At 65.6% G+C, this 22,085-nt stretch carries 15 protein-coding genes and 1 tRNA gene; 14 read left to right on the forward strand and 2 right to left on the reverse strand.

All coding sequences use genetic code 11. The features are described 5' to 3' along the window. Position 1: 1 nt before the first annotated feature. From hflX to QP609_RS07790, 9 genes are all read left to right on the forward strand, one after another. Positions 2–1,312: a ribosome rescue GTPase HflX gene (gene hflX / locus QP609_RS07750; RefSeq protein ID WP_032962191.1), complete on the forward strand. Its 1,311-nt coding sequence runs from the start codon at positions 2–4 to the stop codon at positions 1,310–1,312. Positions 1,313–1,431: 119 nt separating this feature from the next. Then, positions 1,432–1,926 (forward strand): nicotinamide-nucleotide amidohydrolase family protein, encoded by a 495-nt coding sequence (locus QP609_RS07755; RefSeq protein WP_005409020.1) that lies wholly within the window; start codon positions 1,432–1,434, stop codon positions 1,924–1,926. A gap of 34 nt (positions 1,927–1,960) precedes the next feature. Then, positions 1,961–3,643, forward strand: coding sequence for a 2-polyprenylphenol 6-hydroxylase (ubiB, locus tag QP609_RS07760; RefSeq protein ID WP_032962195.1), 1,683 nt, complete (start codon positions 1,961–1,963; stop codon positions 3,641–3,643). A gap of 210 nt (positions 3,644–3,853) precedes the next feature. Then, positions 3,854–4,489 carry a transcriptional repressor LexA gene (lexA, locus tag QP609_RS07765; RefSeq protein ID WP_032962190.1) on the forward strand — a complete coding sequence of 212 codons (636 nt, stop codon included), beginning with the start codon at positions 3,854–3,856 and terminating at the stop codon, positions 4,487–4,489. A gap of 204 nt (positions 4,490–4,693) precedes the next feature. After that, positions 4,694–5,731 carry a recombinase RecA gene (gene recA / locus QP609_RS07770; RefSeq protein ID WP_005412937.1) on the forward strand — a complete coding sequence of 346 codons (1,038 nt, stop codon included), beginning with the start codon at positions 4,694–4,696 and terminating at the stop codon, positions 5,729–5,731. 110 nt (positions 5,732–5,841) lie between these two features. After that, entirely contained in the window at positions 5,842–6,333 is a 492-nt protein-coding gene (gene recX, locus QP609_RS07775) for a recombination regulator RecX (protein WP_046429917.1), read from the forward strand. Between the two features lie 109 nt (positions 6,334–6,442). Next, on the forward strand, positions 6,443–9,091 hold the full coding sequence (gene alaS, locus QP609_RS07780) for an alanine--tRNA ligase (protein WP_289213922.1): 2,649 nt from the start codon (positions 6,443–6,445) through the stop codon (positions 9,089–9,091). A 147-nt stretch (positions 9,092–9,238) separates the two neighbouring features. Beyond that, positions 9,239–9,442, forward strand: coding sequence for a carbon storage regulator CsrA (gene csrA, locus QP609_RS07785; protein WP_004152909.1), 204 nt, complete (start codon positions 9,239–9,241; stop codon positions 9,440–9,442). 78 nt (positions 9,443–9,520) lie between these two features. Next, a tRNA-Ser gene (locus QP609_RS07790) sits at positions 9,521–9,613 on the forward strand. 59 nt (positions 9,614–9,672) lie between these two features. On the opposite strand, the gene QP609_RS07795 is transcribed toward QP609_RS07790, so the two are convergent. Further along, positions 9,673–12,003: a TonB-dependent receptor gene (locus QP609_RS07795; protein ID WP_197621513.1), complete on the reverse strand. Its 2,331-nt coding sequence runs from the start codon at positions 12,001–12,003 to the stop codon at positions 9,673–9,675. Positions 12,004–12,224: 221 nt separating this feature from the next. On the opposite strand from QP609_RS07795, the gene QP609_RS07800 reads away from it, so the two are divergent. Beyond that, entirely contained in the window at positions 12,225–12,707 is a 483-nt protein-coding gene (locus QP609_RS07800; RefSeq protein WP_014646723.1) for a hypothetical protein, read from the forward strand. A 51-nt stretch (positions 12,708–12,758) separates the two neighbouring features. Here QP609_RS07800 and aceE read toward each other — a convergent pair whose 3' ends face one another. Beyond that, entirely contained in the window at positions 12,759–15,434 is a 2,676-nt protein-coding gene (gene aceE / locus QP609_RS07805) for a pyruvate dehydrogenase (acetyl-transferring), homodimeric type (protein ID WP_289213923.1), read from the reverse strand. Between the two features lie 320 nt (positions 15,435–15,754). On the opposite strand from aceE, the gene QP609_RS07810 reads away from it, so the two are divergent. The 4 genes from QP609_RS07810 (at position 15,755) to QP609_RS07825 (ending at position 21,982) form a co-directional block, all read left to right on the forward strand. Then, positions 15,755–16,270, forward strand: a complete 516-nt coding sequence (locus tag QP609_RS07810) for a sigma-70 family RNA polymerase sigma factor (protein ID WP_041863300.1) — start codon at positions 15,755–15,757, stop codon at positions 16,268–16,270. Next, a complete protein-coding gene (locus tag QP609_RS07815) occupies positions 16,267–17,301 on the forward strand; it encodes a FecR domain-containing protein (RefSeq protein WP_197621512.1) in 1,035 nt (344 codons plus the stop codon). Before QP609_RS07810 ends, QP609_RS07815 begins: the two co-directional genes overlap by 4 nt. Before the next feature lie 141 nt (positions 17,302–17,442). Continuing rightward, positions 17,443–20,376, forward strand: coding sequence for a TonB-dependent receptor (locus tag QP609_RS07820; protein ID WP_180834887.1), 2,934 nt, complete (start codon positions 17,443–17,445; stop codon positions 20,374–20,376). Between the two features lie 10 nt (positions 20,377–20,386). Next, entirely contained in the window at positions 20,387–21,982 is a 1,596-nt protein-coding gene (locus tag QP609_RS07825; RefSeq protein ID WP_197621511.1) for an alkaline phosphatase D family protein, read from the forward strand. Positions 21,983–22,085: the final 103 nt, after the last annotated feature.

Below are 22,085 nucleotides of genomic sequence, written 5' to 3' on the forward strand. Positions count from 1 at the left end.
AATGTTTGACCGCTCGAAAAAGGGCGAACACGCCCTGTTGATCCAGCCCCATTTCGGCAAGCTGGAAGACGATGTGCTGGAAGAGTTCGGTGATCTGGCCCGCTCGGCTGGGGCCAGCATCGCCGCGACGATCACCGCGCGCCTGGACCGTCCGAATCCGTCAACCCTGATCGGCAGCGGCAAGCTGGACGAGATCAAGGCCGCGGCCGATGCCAGTGGCGCCGACCTGATCCTGGTCAACCATGCGCTGAGCCCGGGTCAGGAGCGCAACCTGGAACGCTTCCTCGAGCGCCGGGTGATCGACCGCACCGGTCTGATCCTGGACATCTTTGCCCAGCGTGCACACAGCCACGAGGGCAAGCTGCAGGTCGAGCTGGCGCAGCTGCGTCACTTGGCTACGCGATTGGTTCGCGGCTGGACCCACCTGGAGCGCCAGCGCGGCGGTTCGATCGGCCTGCGTGGCCCGGGTGAAACCCAGCTGGAAACCGACCGCCGCCTGTTGCAGAAGCGGGTCGAGCAGCTGCAGAAGCGCCTGGAGAAGGTTGAAGTGCAGCGCACCCAGATGCGCCGGGCGCGTGTGCGCAGCGAGCTGCCGCGCGTGGCCCTGGTGGGCTACACCAACGCCGGCAAATCGACCCTGTTCAACGCCATGACCGGCGCCGAGGCCTATGCCGCCGACCAGCTGTTCGCCACGCTGGACCCGACCGTGCGCCGCATCGCGGTCCCGGGCGGCAGCGTGGTGCTGGCCGACACCGTCGGTTTCGTCCGCGACCTGCCGCATGATCTGGTCGCCGCGTTCCGCTCGACGCTGTCCGAGGCACGCGAGGCCGATTTCCTGCTGCATGTGGTCGACGCCGCCGATCCGCACCGCGAGGAGCGCATCGCCCAGGTGGACGAGGTGCTGACCGCGGTCGGTGCCGGTGACCTGCCGCAGCTGCTGGTGTTCAACAAGATCGACCGCATCGACGGTGCCGACGTCCGCCACGATGGCCAGGATGGCGTGCCCGACGAGTCGCGTCGTGAACGTGTCTGGATTTCCGCGCGTGACGGGCAGGGCCTTGAGCTGCTGCAGGCAGTGCTGGGCAAGCGCCTTGGCCTGCAGCACGTGACCGGTGAATTGCGCCTGCCGCCGGATGCTGGCCGCCTGCGTGCGCGCCTGCACCAGCTGGAAGTGATCCGCAGCGAACAGGCCGATGAAGAGGGCTGGCTGCTGCAGGTGGACCTGCCGATTGCCGAAGCCGAGAAGCTGGCCGCCGGTGCCGATGGCGCGCCGATCCGGGCGCTGCTGCCGGAGAAACTGCCAGAGTGGTGAGCTAGCGGCCCATGGCTGGTGGTGCCGGCCGCTGGCCGGCAACGCAATCGTGCCGGAGGGGCGCGACATCCGGCTGTCATCTGCGGTACAACGGGGTTCTTCACCCCACCGTCATGCCGATGTCCATCCCCACCGACGCCGATCTCAATGCCCAGTCCGCCGCGCTCGGGCAGCGCCTGCAACAGGCCTCGCTGCAGCTGGTCACGGCCGAAAGCTGCAGTGGCGGCTGGATCGCCAAGTGCATGACCGACATCGCCGGTTCTTCGGCGTTCTTCGACTGCGGCATGGTGGTCTACAGCTATGAAGCCAAGCAGCGCCTGCTGGGCGTGCGTGCGCAGACGCTGGAACAGTTCGGCGCGGTCAGTCGCGAAACCGTTCTGGAGATGGTGTCCGGTGCGCTGGTCAATTCCGGTGCCGGCATCGCCGTGGCGGTGACCGGTATCGCCGGCCCCGGCGGTGGCAGTCCGGACAAGCCAGTCGGCAGTGTCTGGATCGGCTGGAAGCGCCGCGGTGGCTACGCCCGCGCCGAGCTGTTCCAGTTCGATGGCGACCGCGAAGCCATCCGCCGGCAAACCGTGGCGGCGGCATTGCGCGGTATCGACGCCCAGCTGTGACATGCTGCTCCGGTAACCGTCCGGAGCACGCATGATGTGGGAAACGCTGGGCACGGTCCGTGACCTGGGCCGACTGCAGGAAATCGCCGTTGTCCTGATCCGCTACGGCTTCGGCGACGTGGTTCGGCGCATCGGCCTGGCCAGCACGCTGGAGCGGGCAGGGCGCCTGTTGCACTGGAACGAGGACCGGCAGGAGCTGCTGCGGATGACCGCACCGGTGCGCGTGCGCAGTGCGATGCAGGATCTTGGCCCGACCTTCGTCAAGCTTGGCCAGGTGCTGGCAACGCGCGTCGACCTGTTGCCGCCGGAGTGGATTGCCGAGCTGTCCGAACTGCAGAACGCGGTGCCGGCCCTGCCGTACGCCGAGATCCGCGGGCAGCTCGAAGCCGACCTGGGCGCGTCGCCGGCGGAGGTATTCGCCTTCCTTGACGAAACCCCGATGGCCGCCGCCTCGCTGGCGCAGGCCCATCGCGCGCGGCTGCATGATGGTCGTGAGGTGGTGCTGAAGGTGCGGCGTCCCGGCATCCGCGACGTGGTCGAGGCCGACCTGCGGCTGCTGGCGCGGCTGGCCGAGATCGTCGAGGCCCGGTTGCCGGACCTGCGTCGCTATCGCCCGGCCGAGGTCGTGCAGCAGTTCACCGTATCGCTGCGCCGTGAGCTGGATTTTGCCGCCGAATGCCGCAATGCCGAACGCATCGCGCGCAACTTCAGCGGCCGCGACGACATACTGATTCCGAAGGTGCACTGGCAGTGGACCTGCGAGAGCCTGAACGTGCAGGACTTCGTCGACGGCATTCCCGGCCGCGATCTGGCCGGCGTCGATGCGGCGGGCCTGGACCGGCGCGAGCTGGCGCGGCGTGGTGCCGGCATCGTGCTGAAGATGGTGCTGGAGGACGGCAGCTTCCACGCCGATCCACACCCCGGCAACATCATCTACCTGCGTGACGGCCGCATCGGCGTGATCGATTTCGGCATGGTCGGTGCGCTGTCCGAAGTGCGCCGCTTCCAGGTCGCGCAACTGCTGCACGGCCTGGTCGAGCAGGACCCGCAGGGCGTGGCCGACGTGCTGCTGGACTGGGCCGGCGGCGTGGAAGTGGACGAGAACCGGCTGCAGCACGACATCAGCCAGTTCGTCGACCAGTACCGTGGCGTGCCGCTGAAGGATCTGCGCATCGGCCTGATGCTGGGCGACATCACCCAGCTGCTGCGCAGCTACAGCCTGACCCTGCCGGCCGACCTGGCACTGATGATCAAGGCCTTCCTGACCCTGGAAGGCATGGGCCGGCAGCTGGATCCGGATTTCGACATGGCCAGCGCCGCCCGCCCGTTCCTGGAGCGTGTGGTGCTGCAGCGTTATGCGCCCAGGGCGCTGCTCAAGCGCGGCCGGCGCAGCCTGTTGGGCCTGGTCGACTTCGCCGGCGAGTTGCCGCGCGACCTGCGCAAGCTGGTCCAGGCAGCGCGCCGTGGGCGCCTCCAGCTGAAGGTGGAGACCACCGCGCTGCAGGGCTTTGGCGAGCAGGTGAACCGGGCCGCGAACCGACTGGTGGTGGGCGTGATCACGGCCGCGCTGATCATCGGCTCGTCGATCGTGATGCACAGCGTCGGCGGGGTTTCCAGCCGCTGGTTGCTGGCGCTGGGCGTGTGCGGATTCATCGGCGCCGGCTTCTGCGGCGTATGGATCCTGGTTTCGATATGGAGAAGCGGCAAGCACACGTAGGCAGGTGCACGAAGTGCGCCTGTTGCGGTTCCACAGGAACCGCAGAATCGCGCAGCGATTCCTGTAGAGCCGAGCCATGCTCGGCTGCTCTTGCCTGGGTCGGCCCCGTCATTCGCGCGACTGCCAAGCATGCCTCGGCCCAACAAGCCCGCACCACCCCGATCGCCCCGGCACTTGCAGTCGCGCATATTAGTAGTAATACTACTAACCATGGACCTGACCGACACCCAGCAGGCGATCCTGCAGTTGATCGCCGAGCGTATCGAGAGCGAAGGCGCACCGCCGTCGCAGACTGAAATCGCACGCGCATTCGGCTTCAAGGGCGTGCGCGCGGCCCAGTACCACCTGGAAGCCCTGGAGCAGGCCGGCGCGATCCGTCGCATCCCGGGTCAGGCCCGCGGCATCCGCCTGGTGCAGGCACCGCCGGTCGAGAAGCTGGCCGAGCCGGGCCTGGCCGACAGCGTGCTGCGGCTGCCGGTGCTGGGCCGGGTTGCAGCCGGCCTGCCGATCGGCGCCGACATCGGCTCGGACGATTTCGTGGTGCTGGACCGGGTGTTCTTCTCGCCGGCGCCGGACTACCTGCTGAAGGTGCAGGGCGACTCGATGATCGATGAGGGCATCTTCGACGGTGACCTGATCGGCGTGCACCGCACCCGCGACGCCCATTCCGGGCAGATCGTGGTGGCCCGCATCGATGACGAGATCACGGTCAAGCTGCTGAAGATCGCCAAGGATCGCATCCGCCTGCTGCCGCGCAATCCCGACTACAAGCCGATCGAGGTGCTGCCGGATCAGGACTTCGCGATCGAGGGCCTCTATTGCGGCCTGTTGCGGCCCAACCGTTGACCCGTTCCGTAGCGCATTACCCCGCGGTCTTTTGTGGTGATTCTCTGGTTCCACTGAGGTTGGTACGGATGTCCGATAATTCTTTTCAGAGCGCCGGGCAGAATCTCAGCCTGTGCGATACGTCCGACTTAAAGTGAGCCCATGGCAAAGAAGACCCCCAAAGACAGCACCTCCAACGACACGACCTCTGCAAGGACCAATCCGATGGACGAGAACAAGAAGCGCGCCCTCGCTGCAGCTCTGGGCCAGATCGAAAAGCAGTTCGGCAAGGGCTCGGTGATGCGCATGGGCGACCGCGTGGTCGAGCCCGTCGAAGCCATCCCGACCGGTTCGCTGATGCTCGACATCGCGCTGGGCATTGGTGGTCTGCCAAAGGGCCGTGTCGTTGAGATCTACGGGCCGGAATCCTCGGGCAAGACCACCTTGACCCTGCAGGCCATCGCCGAATGCCAGAAGATGGGCGGCACCGCGGCCTTCATCGACGCCGAGCACGCGCTGGACCCGATCTACGCCGCCAAGCTGGGCGTGAACGTGGACGACCTGCTGCTGTCGCAGCCGGACACCGGTGAGCAGGCGCTGGAAATCGCCGACATGCTGGTCCGTTCGGGTTCGGTGGACATCCTGGTGATCGACTCGGTTGCCGCGCTGACCCCGAAGGCCGAAATCGAAGGCGAGATGGGCGACCAGCTGCCAGGCCTGCAGGCCCGCCTGATGAGCCAGGCGCTGCGCAAGCTGACCGGCAACATCAAGCGCTCCAACACCCTGGTGATCTTCATCAACCAGCTGCGCATGAAGATCGGCGTGATGATGCCGGGCCAGAGCCCGGAAACCACCACCGGTGGCAACGCGCTCAAGTTCTACGCCTCGGTCCGCCTGGACATCCGCCGTATCGGCGCGATCAAGAAGGGTGACGAGATCATCGGTAACCAGACCAAGATCAAGGTCGTCAAGAACAAGCTGGCACCTCCGTTCAAGCAGGTCATCACCGAAATCCTGTATGGCGAAGGCATCAGCCGTGAAGGCGAGCTGATCGACATGGGTGTGGATGCCAAGCTGGTGGAGAAGGCTGGCGCCTGGTACAGCTACGGTGAAGAACGCATTGGCCAGGGCAAGGACAACGCCCGCGGCTACCTGCGCGACAACCCGACTGTCGCCGCCAAGCTCGAGGCCGAGCTGCGCGAGAAATTCCAGCCGGCCGAAGCGGCCCGCGAGGAAGGCGACGACGAAGGCGAAGACGAATAAGGCTTGCTGTGGGGCAGGGTGGCGCCGTCAGTGACGTCGCCCTGTCCCGCAGGTTCGAATCGCCCAGGGATGGGCTGGGCGCCACGGATGGCGCCACCCTTGGAGTACCCATGTCCGACGCCGAAGACATTCCGACCGGCCGCAAGCGCCGGCCGCGTGAGCAGACCCCCGTGCAACGGGCGTTGGGCCTGCTGGTCCGCCGCGAGCACTCGCGCAAGGAACTCACCCGCAAGCTGACCTCCCGTGGCATCGAAGACGAAGCCGCGCAGGCCGCTGTCGCCAAGTTGACCGAGGCCGGCTGGCAGGACGACACCCGTTTTGCCGAGAACCTGGTGAGGATGCGCGCCAACACCGGTTATGGGCCGATCCATGTCCGCGCCGAGCTGGGGACCCATGGCCTGGACAGTGCCGCGATTGCCGCAGCGATGGACAGCTACGAAGGCGACTGGCAGGAAAACGCCCGTGATCTGGTCCGCCGACGCTTTGGCGAGGCCGGCCCGCAGGACCTGACGCAGCGGCGCAAGGCTGCCGATCTGCTGGCCCGGCGGGGCTTCGACGGCGACAGCATCCGCCGCGCGACCCGCTACGACCCGGATGACTGAGACTGGCGGCGCCGGGCCTGATACCCTTTAGGTTTTCGGCGGTCCCTCGCGACCCTGGCCAACGCGGCCGGTGGTCCGGGTCCGCCGGCCCGCAGACTGCCAGCCCCCAATGAACGCATCCGCCAAATTCACGACATCCCAGATCCGCAGCGACTTCCTTGAGTTCTTCAAGGGTAAAGGCCACACCATCGTGCCGTCGGCGCCGCTGGTGCCGGGCAATGATCCGACCCTGCTGTTCACCAACTCCGGCATGGTGCAGTTCAAGGACGTGTTCCTTGGCGCGGAAAAGCGCAGCTACGTGCGCGCGGCCGACGTGCAGCGCTGCCTGCGCGCGGGCGGCAAGCACAACGACCTCGACCAGGTCGGCTACACCGCGCGCCACCACACCTTCTTCGAAATGCTGGGCAACTGGTCGTTCGGCGACTACTTCAAGAAGGACGCGATCGCCTGGGCCTGGGAGCTGCTGACCCAGGTCTGGAAGCTGCCGGCCGAACGCCTGCTGGTCACCGTGTACCAGACCGACGACGAAGCCTACGAACTGTGGCGCGACATGGTCGGCGTTCCGGAAGAGCACATCGTACGCATCGGCGACAACAAGGGCGCGCCGTTCGCTTCGGACAACTTCTGGCAGATGGCCGACACCGGCCCGTGCGGCCCGTGCACCGAGATCTTCTACGACCACGGTGATCATATTGCCGGTGGTCCCCCGGGTTCCCCGGACGAAGACGGCGACCGTTTCATCGAGATCTGGAACCTGGTGTTCATGCAGTTCGACCGCCAGCCCGACGGCACCCTGGTGCCGCTGCCAGCGCCGTGCGTGGATACCGGCATGGGCCTGGAGCGCCTGGCGGCGATCCTGCAGCACGTGCACACCAACTATGAGATCGACCTGTTCCAGGCGCTGATCCGCAAGGCTTCCGAGCTGACCGGCACCGCCGACCTGGAGAACAAGTCGCTGCGCGTGATTGCCGACCACATCCGTGCCTGTTCGTTCCTGATCGTCGATGGCGTGCTGCCGTCCAACGAAGGCCGCGGTTACGTGCTGCGCCGTATCATCCGCCGCGCCCTGCGCCACGGCTGGATGCTGGGCGTGCGCCAGCCGTTCTTCAGCAAGCTGGTGCCGACCCTGGTCGAGCAGATGGGCGAGGCCTATCCAGAGCTGCCGGCGGCGGTGGACACCGTCACCCGTGCGCTGCAGGCCGAAGAAGAGCGTTTCGCCGAAACCCTCGACGCCGGCATGAAGATCTTCGAGGACGTGGCCGGCAAGGCCAGCAATGGCGTGATCCCGGGCGTTGACGCGTTCCGCCTGTACGACACTTATGGCTTCCCGCTCGACCTGACCCAGGACATCGCGCGCGAGCGCGACCTGACCGTCGACATCGCCGGCTTCGATGCCGCGATGGAACAGCAGCGCGAAACCGCACGGGCGGCCGGCAAGTTCGGCGGCGGCGTGACCCTGCCGGCCGAGCTGGTGGCAACGCTGAGCCCGACCCTGTTCCTGGGCTATGACCGCCTGCAGGCCGACGGCCTGAGCGTGCTGGCCCTGCTCAAGGACGGTCGTCCGGTGCAGTCGGCCGATGCCGGTGATTCGGTCATCGTCATCACCAACCAGACCCCGTTCTATGCCGAATCCGGCGGCCAGGTCGGTGACACCGGCGTGCTGGCCGGCAACGGCGTGCGCCTGGCGGTGGAGGACACCCAGAAGTTCGCCGGCCAGTTCCATGGCCACGTCGGCACCTTGTCCGAAGGCGGCCTGAAGGTCGGCGATGTGCTGTCCGGCCAGGTCGATGGCGAGCGCCGTGGCGCCACCATCCTCAACCACTCGGCCACCCACCTGCTGCACGCCGCGCTGCGCGAAGTGCTGGGCACCCACGTGCAGCAGAAGGGCTCGCTGGTCGCGCCGGACCGCCTGCGTTTCGACTTCTCGCACTTCCAGCCGATCAGCGCGGAAGAGCTGGCGGTGATCGAGCGCAAGGTCAATCAGCAGGTGCGTGCCAACAACGCCGCTGAAGTGCACACCATGGCCATGCAGGAAGCGCTGGACTTCGGCGCGATGGCCCTGTTCGGCGAGAAGTACGGTGAGCACGTGCGCGTGCTGAAGATGGGTGACTACTCCACCGAGCTGTGCGGTGGCACCCACGTCAACCGTACCGGCGACATCGGTCTGTTCAAGATCACCTCCGAGGGCGGTGTTTCCGCTGGGGTGCGCCGCATCGAGGCGGTTACCGGCCAGGGTGCCCTGGACTACGTGGACGCCGAAGAGGCCCGCCTGGCCGAGGCCGCTGAACTGCTCGGTGGCAGCGCTGCCGACGTGGTCGAGAAGATCCGTGCCCTCGGCCAGCGCCAGAAGCAGCTGGAACGCGAACTGGAGGCCGTGAAGGCCAAGGTCGCCGCGGGTGCCACGGCCGACCTGTCCGGCCAGGCCGTCGAGGTCGCCGGCGTGAAGGTGCTGGCTGCCCGCCTGGAGGGCTTCGACGCCAAGGCCCTGCGTGACGCCATGGACCGCCTGAAGCAGCAGCTGGGCGACGCGGTGATCGTGCTGGCCGGTGCCCAGGACGGCAAGGCCGCCCTGGTCGCGGGTGTGAACGGCAGCGCAATGGGCAAAGTCAAGGCCGGGGAACTGTTGTCCCATATCGCCGGTCAGATCGGGGGCAAGGGCGGCGGACGCCCGGACCTCGCCCAGGGTGGTGGCGAGGACGGGCCCGCCCTTGCCACTGCGCTGGCTGCAGTCGTCGAATGGGTCAGCCCCCGCCTGTGATGAACCCTGCCGTCCCCCTCCTTGTAGGAGCGGGACGGCTGACGGTACCATTGCGAATCTTTTCCCTTTGTCGTGGTAGCGCTTCTTGACGGAGCGTCAAGCCGGTGGGGGATACCCTTCCACACGGTTCCATGGAGACTTACAAAAATGTTGATCCTGACTCGCCGCGTCGGCGAAACCCTGATGATCGGTGACTCGGTGAGCGTCACCGTGCTTGGCGTCAAGGGTAACCAGGTGCGTATCGGCATCACTGCGCCGAAGGACGTCGCTGTGCATCGCGAAGAGATCTACCAGCGCATCCAGCGTGGTGATGAAGCCGGTGGCACCGGTAGCGAAAATTCTGCCGAATAACGCTTTACCTTCGCACTCGATTAACGTTATGATTCACGCCCCGCTGAGGTGCAACGCACCAGACGCGGAGAATACCCCGGAGTGATGCCCGAGTGGCCGAAGGGGCTCCCCTGCTAAGGGAGTATAGGGTCAAAAGCTCTATCGAGGGTTCGAATCCCTCTCACTCCGCCAGATACAAAGAAGCGCCTGCAGATCCTCGATCTGCAGGCGTTTTTCTTTATGGCCGGCCTTCAGAGCCGTATCGTCACGCCGACCTGGAAGCCCCGCCCCGGCAGGGGCGCGATGTACTTCAGCGGCGAGTTGTGCGGCCGCGCTTCTTCATTGAGCAGGTTGCTGCCATTGACGAACACTTCCACGCCTGCGATGTAGCTGTTGCGCACTGGAAGTTCGCGGCTGACCTGCAGGTCGACCAGGTTGAATGCGTCGAGCGGAATTTCCTCACTGACATTGCGACCCAGGTACTTCTGCGCGTCGTAGTAGGTGCTGGACAGTTGTGCCTTCCAGCCTTCGCGCTGCCACTGCAGGTTGGCGCCGTAGCGGTTGGTCGGCATGTTCGGCAGATACTCGCCGTCGTTGTGGGCGCGCAGCGAATCCGGGTGGTCGGCCTTGTTCTTCACCAGGTCGGCGAAGGCGGAGACGTTCAACGTGCCATAGCGGCCCAGGTCCAATGCCTGCGACGCGTCGATCTCGAAGCCCTTCACCGTGGTGTCGGTCTGCTTCCAGTACTTCAGCGGCAGGCGGTTGGCGGTCTGCAGGCCGGAATAGCCGAGATAGAGGTAGTTCTCGTACCGCATCCGGTACGCGGTGGCGGACAGCTCGAAACCGCCGAGGTGGAACAGGCCGGTCAGTTCCAGGTTCTTCGCGCGCTCCGGTTCCAGGTTCTGGTTGCCTTCTTCCTGTGTCATCACCGAATAGTGCGCGTTGCTGGCATACAGCTCGTTGATCTCCGGGGCGCGCTGTGAGGATGAGTAACGGACCTTGGCCGCGAACAAGGGGCCGAGCTCGACGTACGAGCCGAGGCTGTAGCTGTTGAGCCGGTAGTCGCGGTCCTGCAGTTTCGTGTTGGCGGCATTGCGCGCGGTCTTGAAGCGGCTGGGCTGTAGTGCGTGGTCGACCCGTTCGTGGCGTACGCCAGCATCGAAGGTAACCCAGCCGACGTCCACCGTTTCCTTCAGGAATACCGCATTGCTGCGGGTGTCCACGTCCGGCAGGTAGCGCTGCGAGCCGCTGCCGGTGACATCACGCGACTGGTGGCTGAAACCGACCAGGCCGCTGAGCGGGCCGACGCGTTGATGGCTGAGCAGCAACTCGGCCTGGGTGCTCTCGAAATCGTAGTCGTTTGCTCTGGTGGTACCCAGCCGCTCGCCTGAAGTGTTGTCCAGCCTGGACACGCGGAGTTCCGCGCGCTCGAACCACGGCAGCGGATCACGCAGCAGGGCTTCCAGCGCGTAGCGCTGCTGCTTGATCACCACGCCCACCGGCAGGCCATCGGCATGGTTGGAACCGAACGACAGGTTCTGCATCGAGAAGCCCGGCACGCCATACTCGCTGTCCTTGGCATCGATGCTGACACCGACGTAGCCGCGGTCAAAGAACAGGGTCGAGCCGAAGGCCACCTGCGAGTTGCGCGCATGGCTGTTGCCCAGCCGATGATGGTAGTCGGGCGTCACATCATTGTTGATCTGCTTCTGCACGTATGACGGCGTGCCGGCGACATAGGCAGGATTGACCGGGTTGATATAGGTGCGGCGCTGCCAGACCGAGGTCGGGTTGTTGGTGTAGAACGAGAATTCACCATCGGCCCAGTCAGGATTCTCGGTCATGAACTGGTCGATGTAAGGCTGCGAGGCCTTGTTGTAGATCTGCTGTACGCGTGCTTCCTTCTGGCAGCTGTCGGCCAGCGCCGAGTTGACGCCGCCGGTCGGCGGGAACAGTCGGGTGTTGCAGACACGGGCCTTGCTGTTGCCGGGGATGTCGTAGTGCGAGATGCGCTGGCGCGAGACCTGCAGGTTGGTCGAGAGGTTGCGCTGGTTGTTGAAGTTCATGCGGAAGCCCTGCGCATCGGCGGCATTGAAGCCCTTGCGCAGGACCAGTTCCATCGACTGGTCCTTGTCTTCCATGCTGCGCGAGATCAGGCCCGAATCGATCTCGACGCTGCCGCCGATCGCATTGCCGCCATAGCGCACCGTGTCCGAGGACTTGTTGACGGTGACGCTGCGCACGAACAGTGGATCGAACGGAATGTTGATGTCGCCGCTGATCGCGTTCATGCCGAGGATGGACTGGCCGTCCTGCAGGATCTGCACGCGGTTGCCGCTGAGGCTGCGGATGACCGGGGCGCCTGCGTTCGGCCCGAAAGCACTGTTCTGCACGCCGGAGACGCGTTCGAGCAGGCCGCCGAGGGTGCGGTTCTGCGCCTGCGGATTGTCGACGGTGACCCGGCTGTCGATGCGCGAGGGCTGGGAGGCCTGGACCTGGAGGGTGGGGAGGGTGGGTTCGTCCGCGGCCTGGGCGGTGTGGACGGCGAACAGAATGGCAGCAGCAAGCAGGTGGCGACGCATGGCAGGACTCGTGAAGGCGAAGTGAAATGTTATAACGTAACTCTTTGTATCGGCAAGGACGGATGAGACCTTGCCGCCAGACCGAAATCGCGGGGGCGCGAATGAGGTTGCCGCGTGTTCAGCGCCCCGCCTTGCGCCGGGCGCCGATGCTGTGCACGATCCGAGGCGCTGCGCCCCACAACGCGTCACGCAGAATCTTCTTCACTGGAACGGAGCAACGTATGAAGCTGTTGTCCGCTGTGTTGTTGTCTGCGCTTTCACTCCCCGCCGTTCCGGCGCTGGCTGTGGAGACTTCGCCTTCCCCCCTGCTGGGGCGCTGGTCGCTGGATATCGCCACGTCTGCGCTACCCGAAGCGCAGCGCCCGAAGCACGTGGTGCTCGAGTTCAAGGACGCCGGTGGTGGCCGCTGGAGCTCGCACGTGGACATCGTCCTGCACGACGGCAAGACCATGAAATCCGACGGCACGCTGGCCCTGGATGGCACGCCCGGCGCCCTGTCCGGCACCTATGGCGCGGACAAGGCCAACCTGAAACTGCCTGCACCGAACACGCTGGTGATGCAGCTGGTGGACCATGGCACGCCGGCCTCCACCCGCATCTACACCGTGGCGGATGACCAGGCGACGATGACCGAGACCAAGGCGTTCTACGGTCATGACGGTACGCCGATCCTGCAGACCAACCTGTTCAAGCGCATGCCGTAGCGATGCTGCATTCACCACGCCCGCAGGGCAGGCGTGGTGAATGCAACGGCGTTACACGGCGGCGGCCGGATCGCGCTTGCCGGTGTCGATGCCGTACTTGTCGATCGCGTCCTGCATCCGCGAGCGTTCGATGCGGCCTTCGTCGGCCAGCGACTTCAGGGCCGCCAGTACGATGAAGTGGCGATCCACTTCGAAGAACGTGCGCAGCGATTCACGCGTGTCGGAACGGCCGAAGCCATCGGTCCCCAATGCGGTGAAGCGGCGGTCGTTGATGAAGGGACGGATCTGGTCGCCGACGATCTTCATGTAGTCGGTGGCCACCACCACCGGGCCTTCATGACCCTGCAGGCACTGCTGCACGTAGGGCACGCGCGGTTTTTCGGCCGGATGCAGCAGGTTCCAGCGCTCGGCGGACAGCCCGTCGCGGCGCAGTTCGGTCAGGCTGGTCGCGCTCCACACATCGCTGGCGATGCCGAAGTCCTGCTGCAGCAGGTCTGCCGCGGCTTCCACTTCGCGCAGGATCGAGCCGCTGCCCATCAGCTGCACGCGTGGCTGCAAGGCGTTGTCGGCGGCTGCCGGATGCAGCAGGTACAGGCCCTTCAGGATGCCGGCTTCGGTGCCTTCGGGCAGTGCCGGCTGCGGGTAGTTCTCGTTGAGTACGGTGATGTAGTAGTAGATGTCTTCCTGGTCGACATACATGCGGCGCAGGCCGTCGTGGATGATCACCGCCAGTTCGTAGTTGTAGGTCGGGTCGTAGGACACGCAGCTCGGAATCACCGACGACAGCACGTGGCTGTGGCCGTCATCGTGCTGCAGGCCTTCGCCCATCAGCGTGGTGCGGCCCGACGTGGCACCGAGCAGGAAGCCGCGGGTACGCGCGTCGGCAGCGGCCCAGGCCAGGTCACCGACGCGCTGCAGGCCGAACATCGAATAGAAGATGTAGAACGGAATCGTGGCCAGGCCGTGGTTGCTGTAGGCGGTGCCGGCGGCGATCCATGAACAGATCGCACCGGATTCGTTGATGCCTTCCTGCAGGATCTGACCGTCCTTGGCTTCCTTGTAATAGCTCAGCTGGCCGGCATCCTGCGGGGTGTACAGCTGGCCCAGGTAGGAGTGGATGCCGATCTGGCGGAACAGGCCTTCCATGCCGAAGGTGCGCGATTCATCGGGCACGATCGGAATCACCAGCTTGCCCAGATCCGGGTCCTTCAGCAGGCTGGTGAGGATGCGCACGAAGCCCATGGTGGTGGACTGGCCGCGATCGCCACTGCCCTGCAGCTGGGTGTTGAAGATCGACAGCGGCGGCAGCGGCAGCGGATCCACCTTGGCCAGGCGCGCCGGCAGCTGCCCACCCTGGATGCGGCGGCGTTCGGCGAAGTAGGCGGCCTCGGCGCTGCCCGGTTCCGGGCGCAGATAGGGCATATCCTCCAGCTGCTCGTCGCTGACCGGCAGGTTGAAGCGGTCGCGGAAGGCGCGTACTGCATCGGCGCTCATCTTCTTCAGCTGGTGGTTGATGTTCTGGCCTTCGCCGGCTTCGCCCATGCCGAAACCCTTGACCGTCTTGGCCAGGATCACCGTCGGCCGGCCGCGGGTGTTCACCGCCTGCTGGTAGGCGGCGTACACCTTCTGCGGATCGTGGCCACCACGTGCCAGCGCCCAGATGTCGTCATCGCTCATGTGCGCGACCAGCTCCAGCAGCTCGGGGTAACGGCCGAAGAAATGCTCGCGCACGTAAGCACCGCTCTGCGACTTGAAGGTCTGGTAGTCGCCATCCACGCATTCCATCATGCGCTGGCGCAGCAGGCCGCTGTGGTCGCGGGCCAGCAGGTCGTCCCAGCCACTGCCCCAGATCAGCTTGATCACGTTCCAGCCGGCCGCGCGGAACGTGCCTTCCAGTTCCTGGATGACCTTGGCGTTGCCGCGCACCGGACCGTCTAGGCGCTGCAGGTTGCAGTTGACCACGAACACGATGTTGTCCAGCCGCTCGCGGCCGGCCAGCGAAATCGCCGCCAGCGATTCGGGCTGGTCCATCTCGCCGTCGCCGAGGAAGGCCCAGACCTTGCGGTCCTGATGCTGCTTCAGGCCGCGGTACTCGAGGTAACGCATGTAGCGCGCCTGGTAGGCGGCGGTCAGCGGGCCCAACCCCATCGACACGGTGGGGAACTGCCAGAACTCCGGCATCAGGCGCGGGTGTGGATACGAAGACAGGCCGTCACGACCGGCTTCGCGGCGGAAGTTGTCCATCCGTGCCGGATCGATGCGCCCTTCCACGTACGCACGGCCATAGATGCCCGGCGCGGAATGGCCCTGGATGTAGATCATGTCGCCGTCGAAGGTGTCGGTACGGCCACGGAAGAAGTGGTCGAAGCCCACGTCGTACAGCACCGCCGCCGACTGGTAGGTGGCGATGTGGCCGCCGACGTTGGAGTGCTTGCCGGCGCGCAGCACCATCACCATCGCATTCCAGCGGATCATCGCGTTCAGGCGGCGCTCGATGGCCAGGTCGCCCGGGTAGGCCGGCTGGCGCTCCGGCGGGATGGTGTTGACGTAGGCGGTCCACGCGCGCGCATGCAGATCGCCGTGCCGCTGCGCATCCAGCTCGCTGAGCTGGTCGATCAGGTAATGCGCGCGTGGCCGGCCACCGGCCTGCATCACCGCCTCCAGCGATTCACGCCACTCCCGCGTTTCCAGCGGGTCGGTATCGAAGGGGGTCAGGGCTTGGTTCATGACTGTCTCCAGAGGGCGCCGACTCTGCCTGGGCGACAACACCGGCAGGGCGCACAGCACTGGAGCGGGGTCGCAATGGCGGGGCCGTGACGCGAAGGGCGACCGTGGCGGCCACCGGGGAGGCAAGCGTAGGCCTGGCCCCGCGGCTTCGATAGGCGGGCCCGGCTTGGGTCTCTGGCAAGCAAGGGTTGGCACGGTGCGCCATATCATGGGCGAATGTGCCGGGCGGAGAGTGCCTGGCATGGCCGCCTGCTGCAACGCCACTGTCATCGATGGTCGTCACCCTGCGGGGCTTTCCAGCCTCGGGGTGTTGGCCGGCCGTGAACAGCGTGAGGATCTGGGAGAAGAGCTACGCGCTGCGCCGACGGCTGCTGCGTGGCTTCTTCCTGCGTCGCGGTTCTGCCAGCGAAGACGCCGAGGACCTGGCGCAGGAGGTGTACCTGCGGCTGCTGCGGGCCACCGGCGAGAATGCCGCAGCGATCGAGAACCCGGAGGCCTACCTGTTCACGGTCGCGGCCAACCTGGCACGCGAGCACGCGCGCGCGCGTTTGTCGCTGCCGCCGCTGGAAGACGTGGATCAGCTGGCCGAAGTGCTGAAAAGCGAAGAAGACATCGAGGGCGAGTTCGAGCGCGCGCAGCGCTGGAACGATATCCGCAGCACCATCGCACGTCTGCCGGCGACCACGCGACGGGTGATGGAGCTGCATTACCGCGACGGGCTGGACTGCCCGGCAGTCAGCCAGCAGTTGCAGGTGTCGGTGCACATGGTGCGCAAGCACATCGGCAAGGGTCTGGAGGCCTGCAGGAAGGCGCTGGGCGCCAGGGAGCACGCATGAACCGGAACGCATCGCCCATGGCCGACGACACGGTCGCCTGCGAGGCAATGGACTGGTTCCTGCGCAATCGCGAGGGAGTGCTGGACGAGGCCGAGCGGATTGCGTTCCTGGACTGGATGAAGCGCTCGCCCGAGCACGTGCGCGCCTATATGCACGCCCTCGCGCTGCACCGGCAGGTCGGCGAGGCACTGCAATCGCCGTTGCCGGAAGAGGCGCCGGCGCCGCCACGGCAGGCGGCCGCCAAAGTGGTGCCTCTGTTCGATAGTGCCCCCGCCGCGCCGCACGCCGCGCCGCACGCCGCGCCGCTGCGCCGCCGCACGCGCGGGTGGGTGATGGCTGCCGCAGCCTGCATCGCCCTGCTCGGCGTGGGCCTGGTTCCGCAGCTGATGCCCACCGAACAGCTGTACAGCGCCGACCACGGTGAACTGCGTGACCTGGTGCTGCCTGACCGGACACAGGTGCGGCTCAACGCGGACAGCCGCCTGCGGGTACGCATGGGCTGGTTCAGTCGCAAGGCGGAACTGCTGCAGGGCGAGGCGACGTTCGACATCGCACGCGACCGCCGCCCATTCGAGGTGCAGGTGAACGGCTTGGAGATCCGGGACATCGGCACAGTCTTCGACGTGTCGCGACGCCTGCAGAGCACGCGCATCGGTGTGGTTTCCGGCGAGGTCGAGGTCTGGAGCCAAGGCGCGGGTGCCCGCCGCCTGGCCCAGTTGGGGCAGGGCCGGGTGGTGCAGGTCGACGCGCGCAGCCATGCGGTGGAGTCCTTGGACATGCCACTGTCGATGCTGCTGGACTGGCAGCAGCGCAAAGTGTCCTTCCTTGACGAACGCTTGGACGAAGTGGCTGCTGCCTTCAACCGGCACAACCAGGTGCAGGTGCGCGTGCTGGACGAGGGCGCGGCATCGGCACGGTTGTCCGGCAGCCTCGATGCGCATCGCATCGGTGCGCTGCAGGCCTTCCTCGAACGTGACCCGCGCTTCGTGGTGAGCCGCGAGGGCGACACAGTGCGGGTTGGCAGCCGCTGAGGCCGAGGTGGCCGTGGACTGTCAGAAAAAATTCATCGAATCCGCGTTCTCCACTTTGGTGGATGCGGGCTCTTACTTGGGAGAAGCCGCTGCCGATCCGCGCAGCGGCGCCTGCTGCCTTCTCTCTTCCAAGGACCCGTGATGCGCAACACGCTCTACCTGTCGATCATCCTCGCCCTGTCTCCCGGCAGCATGCCATTGGCCTTCGCCGCCGCCGCCGATGGCCTGGAGGCGCGTGTGTCCACGCCGATCGCGGCACAGCCGTTGGCGCGTGCACTGGAGCAGTTGTCACGCAGTTCCGGGGTGCAGTTCCTGTACTCGGCCGATGGCGATGCCCGCATGGCCGGTGCGGTGCCGCGCGGTGCCACCGTCAGGCAGGCGCTGGATGCACTGCTGGCCGGTACCGGTCTGGGCTACACCGTGGTGGATGGCAATGTCATCGCCATCGATCCGGCACCGGTACGCAACGCGCCGAACCCCGGAGCACCGAAGCCGCGCGAGGCCGAGGCGGTGGTGGCGCCGACCCTGGACACGGTGAAGGTGATTGCCGCGCACGAGGTGATCGACCAGAAGAAGACCTCACCGGTGATCAAGGATTCGGTGGTCTACGACGAAATGGACAGCTACGGCGACGAGACCCTGGCCGAGAGCCTGATGGCCGCTCCAGGCCTGAGTGCGGTGGAGGATGCCGGCGAGCCACGTTACGTGACGGTGCGCGGCGTACAGGCCAATCTCAACTACACCACCATCGATGGCATCGCGATTGCCAGCGTGGGTGGCAGTGGCTCCGGCGAACGCATGAACAACCTGCAGCTGATTCCCAGCGACATCGGCACCCGTACCGACATCTACAAGAGCTTCAGTGCGGAGCAGGCACCGGATGCGATCGGCGGCGTGATCGACATCATCAGCCGCAGTGCCTTCGACCGGTCCGGCAAGTACGTGTTTGCCGACGTGGCAGGTATCTATTCCACGGCCGAGACCAACGTCGAGCGCAGCGCTGGCGGCAACCACGAAACCCTGGGCCACTTCGGCAAGAGCGCCAAGATGGTGTTCTCCAACCAGTTCGGCGCCGGGCAGGAGTTCGGCATCGTTGCGGTGGCACGCTATGAGCAGCGTTCGCGCAACAGCGTCAAGCGCTGGGTGGAGTCGAACTACTACTACAACGACGCCGGCAAGTACCTCACCGACGGCACCACCGGGCCGGATGAGGCCAAGGGTTGGAACGGGCTGCGTGCGCCCGGCAATTTCAGCACCGGCACCTACACCAACTTCATCACCAACTTCGGCGGCTCGGCCAAGCTGGAATGGAAGCCGTCGGACGATCCGTTCTACGCATCGCTGCTGCTGTACTCGTACCGGTTCTACGAGAACTCGACGATGAACAAGACCGATCTGTACGGCAACGCCAAGTTTCCGATCCGCAACCAGACCGAGGACAGCGGCACCACCCAGATCAACAGCATCTACATCAAGAACCGCCACGACCGCTGGGACCGCAGCAACCGTGGCGCCATCGCCAGCTTCAACTGGGACATCGGCGACCGTTCGCGGCTGAGCCTGCGTGGCGGCCATACCGAAGAGACTTTCCACAACAACCAGGTCTACTGGGGTGTGCGCGCCTACCCAAGCAGCCTGTTCGTCGACTACGAGAACGACAGCCACGGTTTCCCCAACGCGGTAGCGGTGTCCGATTCCAGCCTGTTGACCAGCTCGGCGTTCAAGCTCAATCCGGCGCAGGCCTATGTCTCCCCGCGCGATGCCAAGGAGAGCATCGACAACCTGCGCGCCGACTTCAGCTACAACATCGACGCCGATGCGCGTGGCTTCGGCCTGGCCACCGGCGCCGAATACCGCCACCTGAAGATCTGGCAGGACATCGACTTCGACTACTTCAAGAGCAGCGCCACGCTCAACGATTACCTGTATCCGGGATCGACGCTGCTGGGCAGCGTGCCGGGCTTCCCGCTGATCGACAACCGCAAGTGGAACGAGGAACTGCTACCGAAACTGGGCAACAACAATGCGGCGTATCCGAATGCCAACTTCACCAGTGACTACAGGTACGTGGAGGACATCACCAATGCGTATGTGTCCGCGCACTACGCCTGGGACCGGCTGCTGCTGATCGGTGGCCTGCGCTATGACCACACCCGCTTCGATGCCTACAGCCCGTTCAGTAATGATGGCGGCACTACCTATACCTCCGCCTTCCGCAACACGAGCGGTGGCTACAACAACCTGTTGCCCTCGTTGAATGCGACGTTCAAGCTGAGCGAGGACCAGCGCCTGCGCTTCTCCGCCAGCCGCACGCTGGGCCGGCCGACGCCGAGCAACATTGCCCAGGCCACCAGCACCAGCTGTGGCGATGACGAGGAGGGCAGGGGCTTCTGCACCATCAAGCAGGGCAATGCGAACCTGCAGCCGCGCCGTTCCACCAACATCGACCTTGCATGGGACCTGTACTTCAACGGCAACAACGGCCTGGTCTCGGTGGCGTTGTTCGACAAGGTAATCAAGGACGACATCTACACCCTGACCACCTTCGAGAACGTGGGCGATACCCGTTACCGGGTGACCCAACCGATGAACACCGATGAGTCCAGGCTGCGCGGCGTCGAGTTCGCGGTGGCCAACCGCAACCTGCAATGGGGCCGCCAGCGCTTCGACATGTACTTCAACGCCACGCGGCTGGAAGGCAGGACCAACTACCGCATCACCGATGGCACCGAGCGACGCCTGGACCGGCTGCTGTACCAGCCGGACTGGTCGCTCAATGGTTCGGTGATCTGGCGCATGCCGTGGAAGAACTCGCAACTGCGCCTGTCCGGAACCTACCGCAGCCGGATGCTGGTCGACTTCGGCGACACCCAGTGGCTGGATTCGTACTACGACCCGTACATGACCTTCAACATGGCCTTCAGCCACAAGGTCAGCAGGCACGTGACGCTGAAGTACGAAGCCAAGAACCTGTTCAATACCCAGCCGACCTACAGCACCGGCCCGAACGGGCGCTTCCGTACCGAGATCGACGACTACGGCCGCTTCTTCTACTTCCACATCATCTACAACTGAGGGCACAGCCGTGGAGACGATCAATCGCAGGCGATTCCTGGCCCTGGCCGGCCTGTCCGCTGCCGGCGCCTGGATGGGCACGGCACGCGCGCTGGCCGCGCAGGCCGATGCCACCACGCTGAACCCGCGCAACCTGCTGGCCAAGCCGCGCTTTGCCAGCACGCCCTTCACCCTGGGCGTGGCCTCGGGTGATCCCACGGCCGACGGCATGGTGCTGTGGACGCGGCTGGCGACGGAGCCGCTGGTGTTCGGCGGTGGCATGCCGACCCGGCCGATGGTGGTCGAATGGCTTCTGGCAGCGGACGAAGGCATGCGCAAGGTGGTACGCCAGGGTTCGGCGCTCGCGCATCCCGAACTCGGCCACGCGGTGCACGTGGAACTGGAAGGATTGGCGCCCGGACGGCCCTACTGGTACCGCTTTACCGTGGGTGGCCACGCCAGTGCAGTCGGTTGTACCCGCACGCTGCCGGCAGCCGCGGCAGCGGTGGATCGCGTGCGCTTTGTGGTGGCCGGCTGCCAGCACTACGAAGAAGGCCACTACACCGCGTGGCGGCGCATCGCCGAGGAACCGCTGGATTTCGTCTTCCACTATGGTGATTACATCTACGAAGGTGAAAGCCAGCCTGGCCTGCGGAAGATGAACGGCCAGCCGTTCACCAACCTGCGCAACCACGTCGGCCCGCAGACCTACACGCTGGATGATTACCGCCGCCGCTATGCCCAGTACAAGAGCGATGCCGACCTGCAGGCCGCGCATGCGTCGGCACCGTGGTTCGTCACTTTCGATGACCATGAAGTGGACAACAACTGGGCCGGCGCCGAAGACCAGGACGATACGCCCAGCGAAGTGTTCCTGCTGCGGCGCGCACAGGCGTTCCAGGCCTACTACGAGAACATGCCGCTGCGCCGTTCGGCATTCCCGCGCGATGGCCACATGCAGCTGTACCGGCGCGCACGCTACGGAACGCTGATGGACCTGCACCTGCTCGACACACGTCAGTACCGCAGCAAGCAGGTGAACATGGCGCTGCGTGAGGACGTGGAATCGCCGGAGCGCAGCATCGTCGGTGCGAAGCAGGAGCGCTGGCTGTTCGATGGCCTGGCCGATGCCGCACCGCGTTGGCACACCATCGCCCACCAGGTAGCGCTGGGCAACTACATGCGCGAGAAGGACGGCGTGGTGCAGTCGTCCGATGACCAATGGTCGGGTTACCTGGACAGCCGTCGGCGCCTGCTCGACCACATCCAGAAGGTCGGCTTCGGCAACGTGGTGACCGCCTGTGGCGACGCGCACCGGCATTACGCCAGCGACCTGGTGCAGGACCACCGTGACTCGGGCGTGGTCTCCAGCGAGTTCCTTGCCACTTCGATCACTTCGGGGGCCGATGGCCAGGGCGTGGACGCTTACGCCCGCAACCAGCTTGCGCACAGCCCCAATCTGAAGGCGACCACCGACAAGCGTGGCTATGTGCTGTGCGATGTCACCCGCGATGCGTGGATCGGCGACATGAAGACGCTGGATACGGTGATGCGACCGAACGGTACCGTGCAGAGCTGGAAGCGCTACGCGGTGGAGCACGGCCGGCCGGGGCTGCAGGAGGCCTGAATCTAGCGGTCTGCGCTGTAGAGCCGAGCCCACGCTCGGCTGCTTCTTTCGGGGCAATGCGACCGGGGCGAAAGCAGCCGAGCATGGGCTCGGCTCTTTAGGG

The sequence above is a fragment of the Stenotrophomonas sp. 8(2023) genome, from assembly GCF_030345295.1.
In the GTDB taxonomy this organism is placed as follows: Bacteria; Pseudomonadota; Gammaproteobacteria; order Xanthomonadales; family Xanthomonadaceae; genus Stenotrophomonas; species Stenotrophomonas muris.

Excerpts from the sequence above, each read along its gene's own strand:
- hflX (WP_032962191.1), top strand. The coding sequence starts at position 2 with ATGTTTGACCGCTCGAAAAAGGGCGAACACGCCCTGTTGATCCAGCCC.
- QP609_RS07755 (WP_005409020.1), top strand. The coding sequence starts at position 1,432 with ATGTCCATCCCCACCGACGCCGATCTCAATGCCCAGTCCGCCGCGCTC.
- ubiB (WP_032962195.1), top strand. The coding sequence starts at position 1,961 with ATGTGGGAAACGCTGGGCACGGTCCGTGACCTGGGCCGACTGCAGGAA.
- lexA (WP_032962190.1), top strand. The coding sequence starts at position 3,854 with ATGGACCTGACCGACACCCAGCAGGCGATCCTGCAGTTGATCGCCGAG.
- recA (WP_005412937.1), top strand. The coding sequence starts at position 4,694 with ATGGACGAGAACAAGAAGCGCGCCCTCGCTGCAGCTCTGGGCCAGATC.
- recX (WP_046429917.1), top strand. The coding sequence starts at position 5,842 with ATGTCCGACGCCGAAGACATTCCGACCGGCCGCAAGCGCCGGCCGCGT.
- alaS (WP_289213922.1), top strand. The coding sequence starts at position 6,443 with ATGAACGCATCCGCCAAATTCACGACATCCCAGATCCGCAGCGACTTC.
- csrA (WP_004152909.1), top strand. The coding sequence starts at position 9,239 with ATGTTGATCCTGACTCGCCGCGTCGGCGAAACCCTGATGATCGGTGAC.
- QP609_RS07795 (WP_197621513.1), bottom strand. The coding sequence starts at position 12,003 with ATGCGTCGCCACCTGCTTGCTGCTGCCATTCTGTTCGCCGTCCACACC.
- QP609_RS07800 (WP_014646723.1), top strand. The coding sequence starts at position 12,225 with ATGAAGCTGTTGTCCGCTGTGTTGTTGTCTGCGCTTTCACTCCCCGCC.
- aceE (WP_289213923.1), bottom strand. The coding sequence starts at position 15,434 with ATGAACCAAGCCCTGACCCCCTTCGATACCGACCCGCTGGAAACGCGG.
- QP609_RS07815 (WP_197621512.1), top strand. The coding sequence starts at position 16,267 with ATGAACCGGAACGCATCGCCCATGGCCGACGACACGGTCGCCTGCGAG.
- QP609_RS07820 (WP_180834887.1), top strand. The coding sequence starts at position 17,443 with ATGCGCAACACGCTCTACCTGTCGATCATCCTCGCCCTGTCTCCCGGC.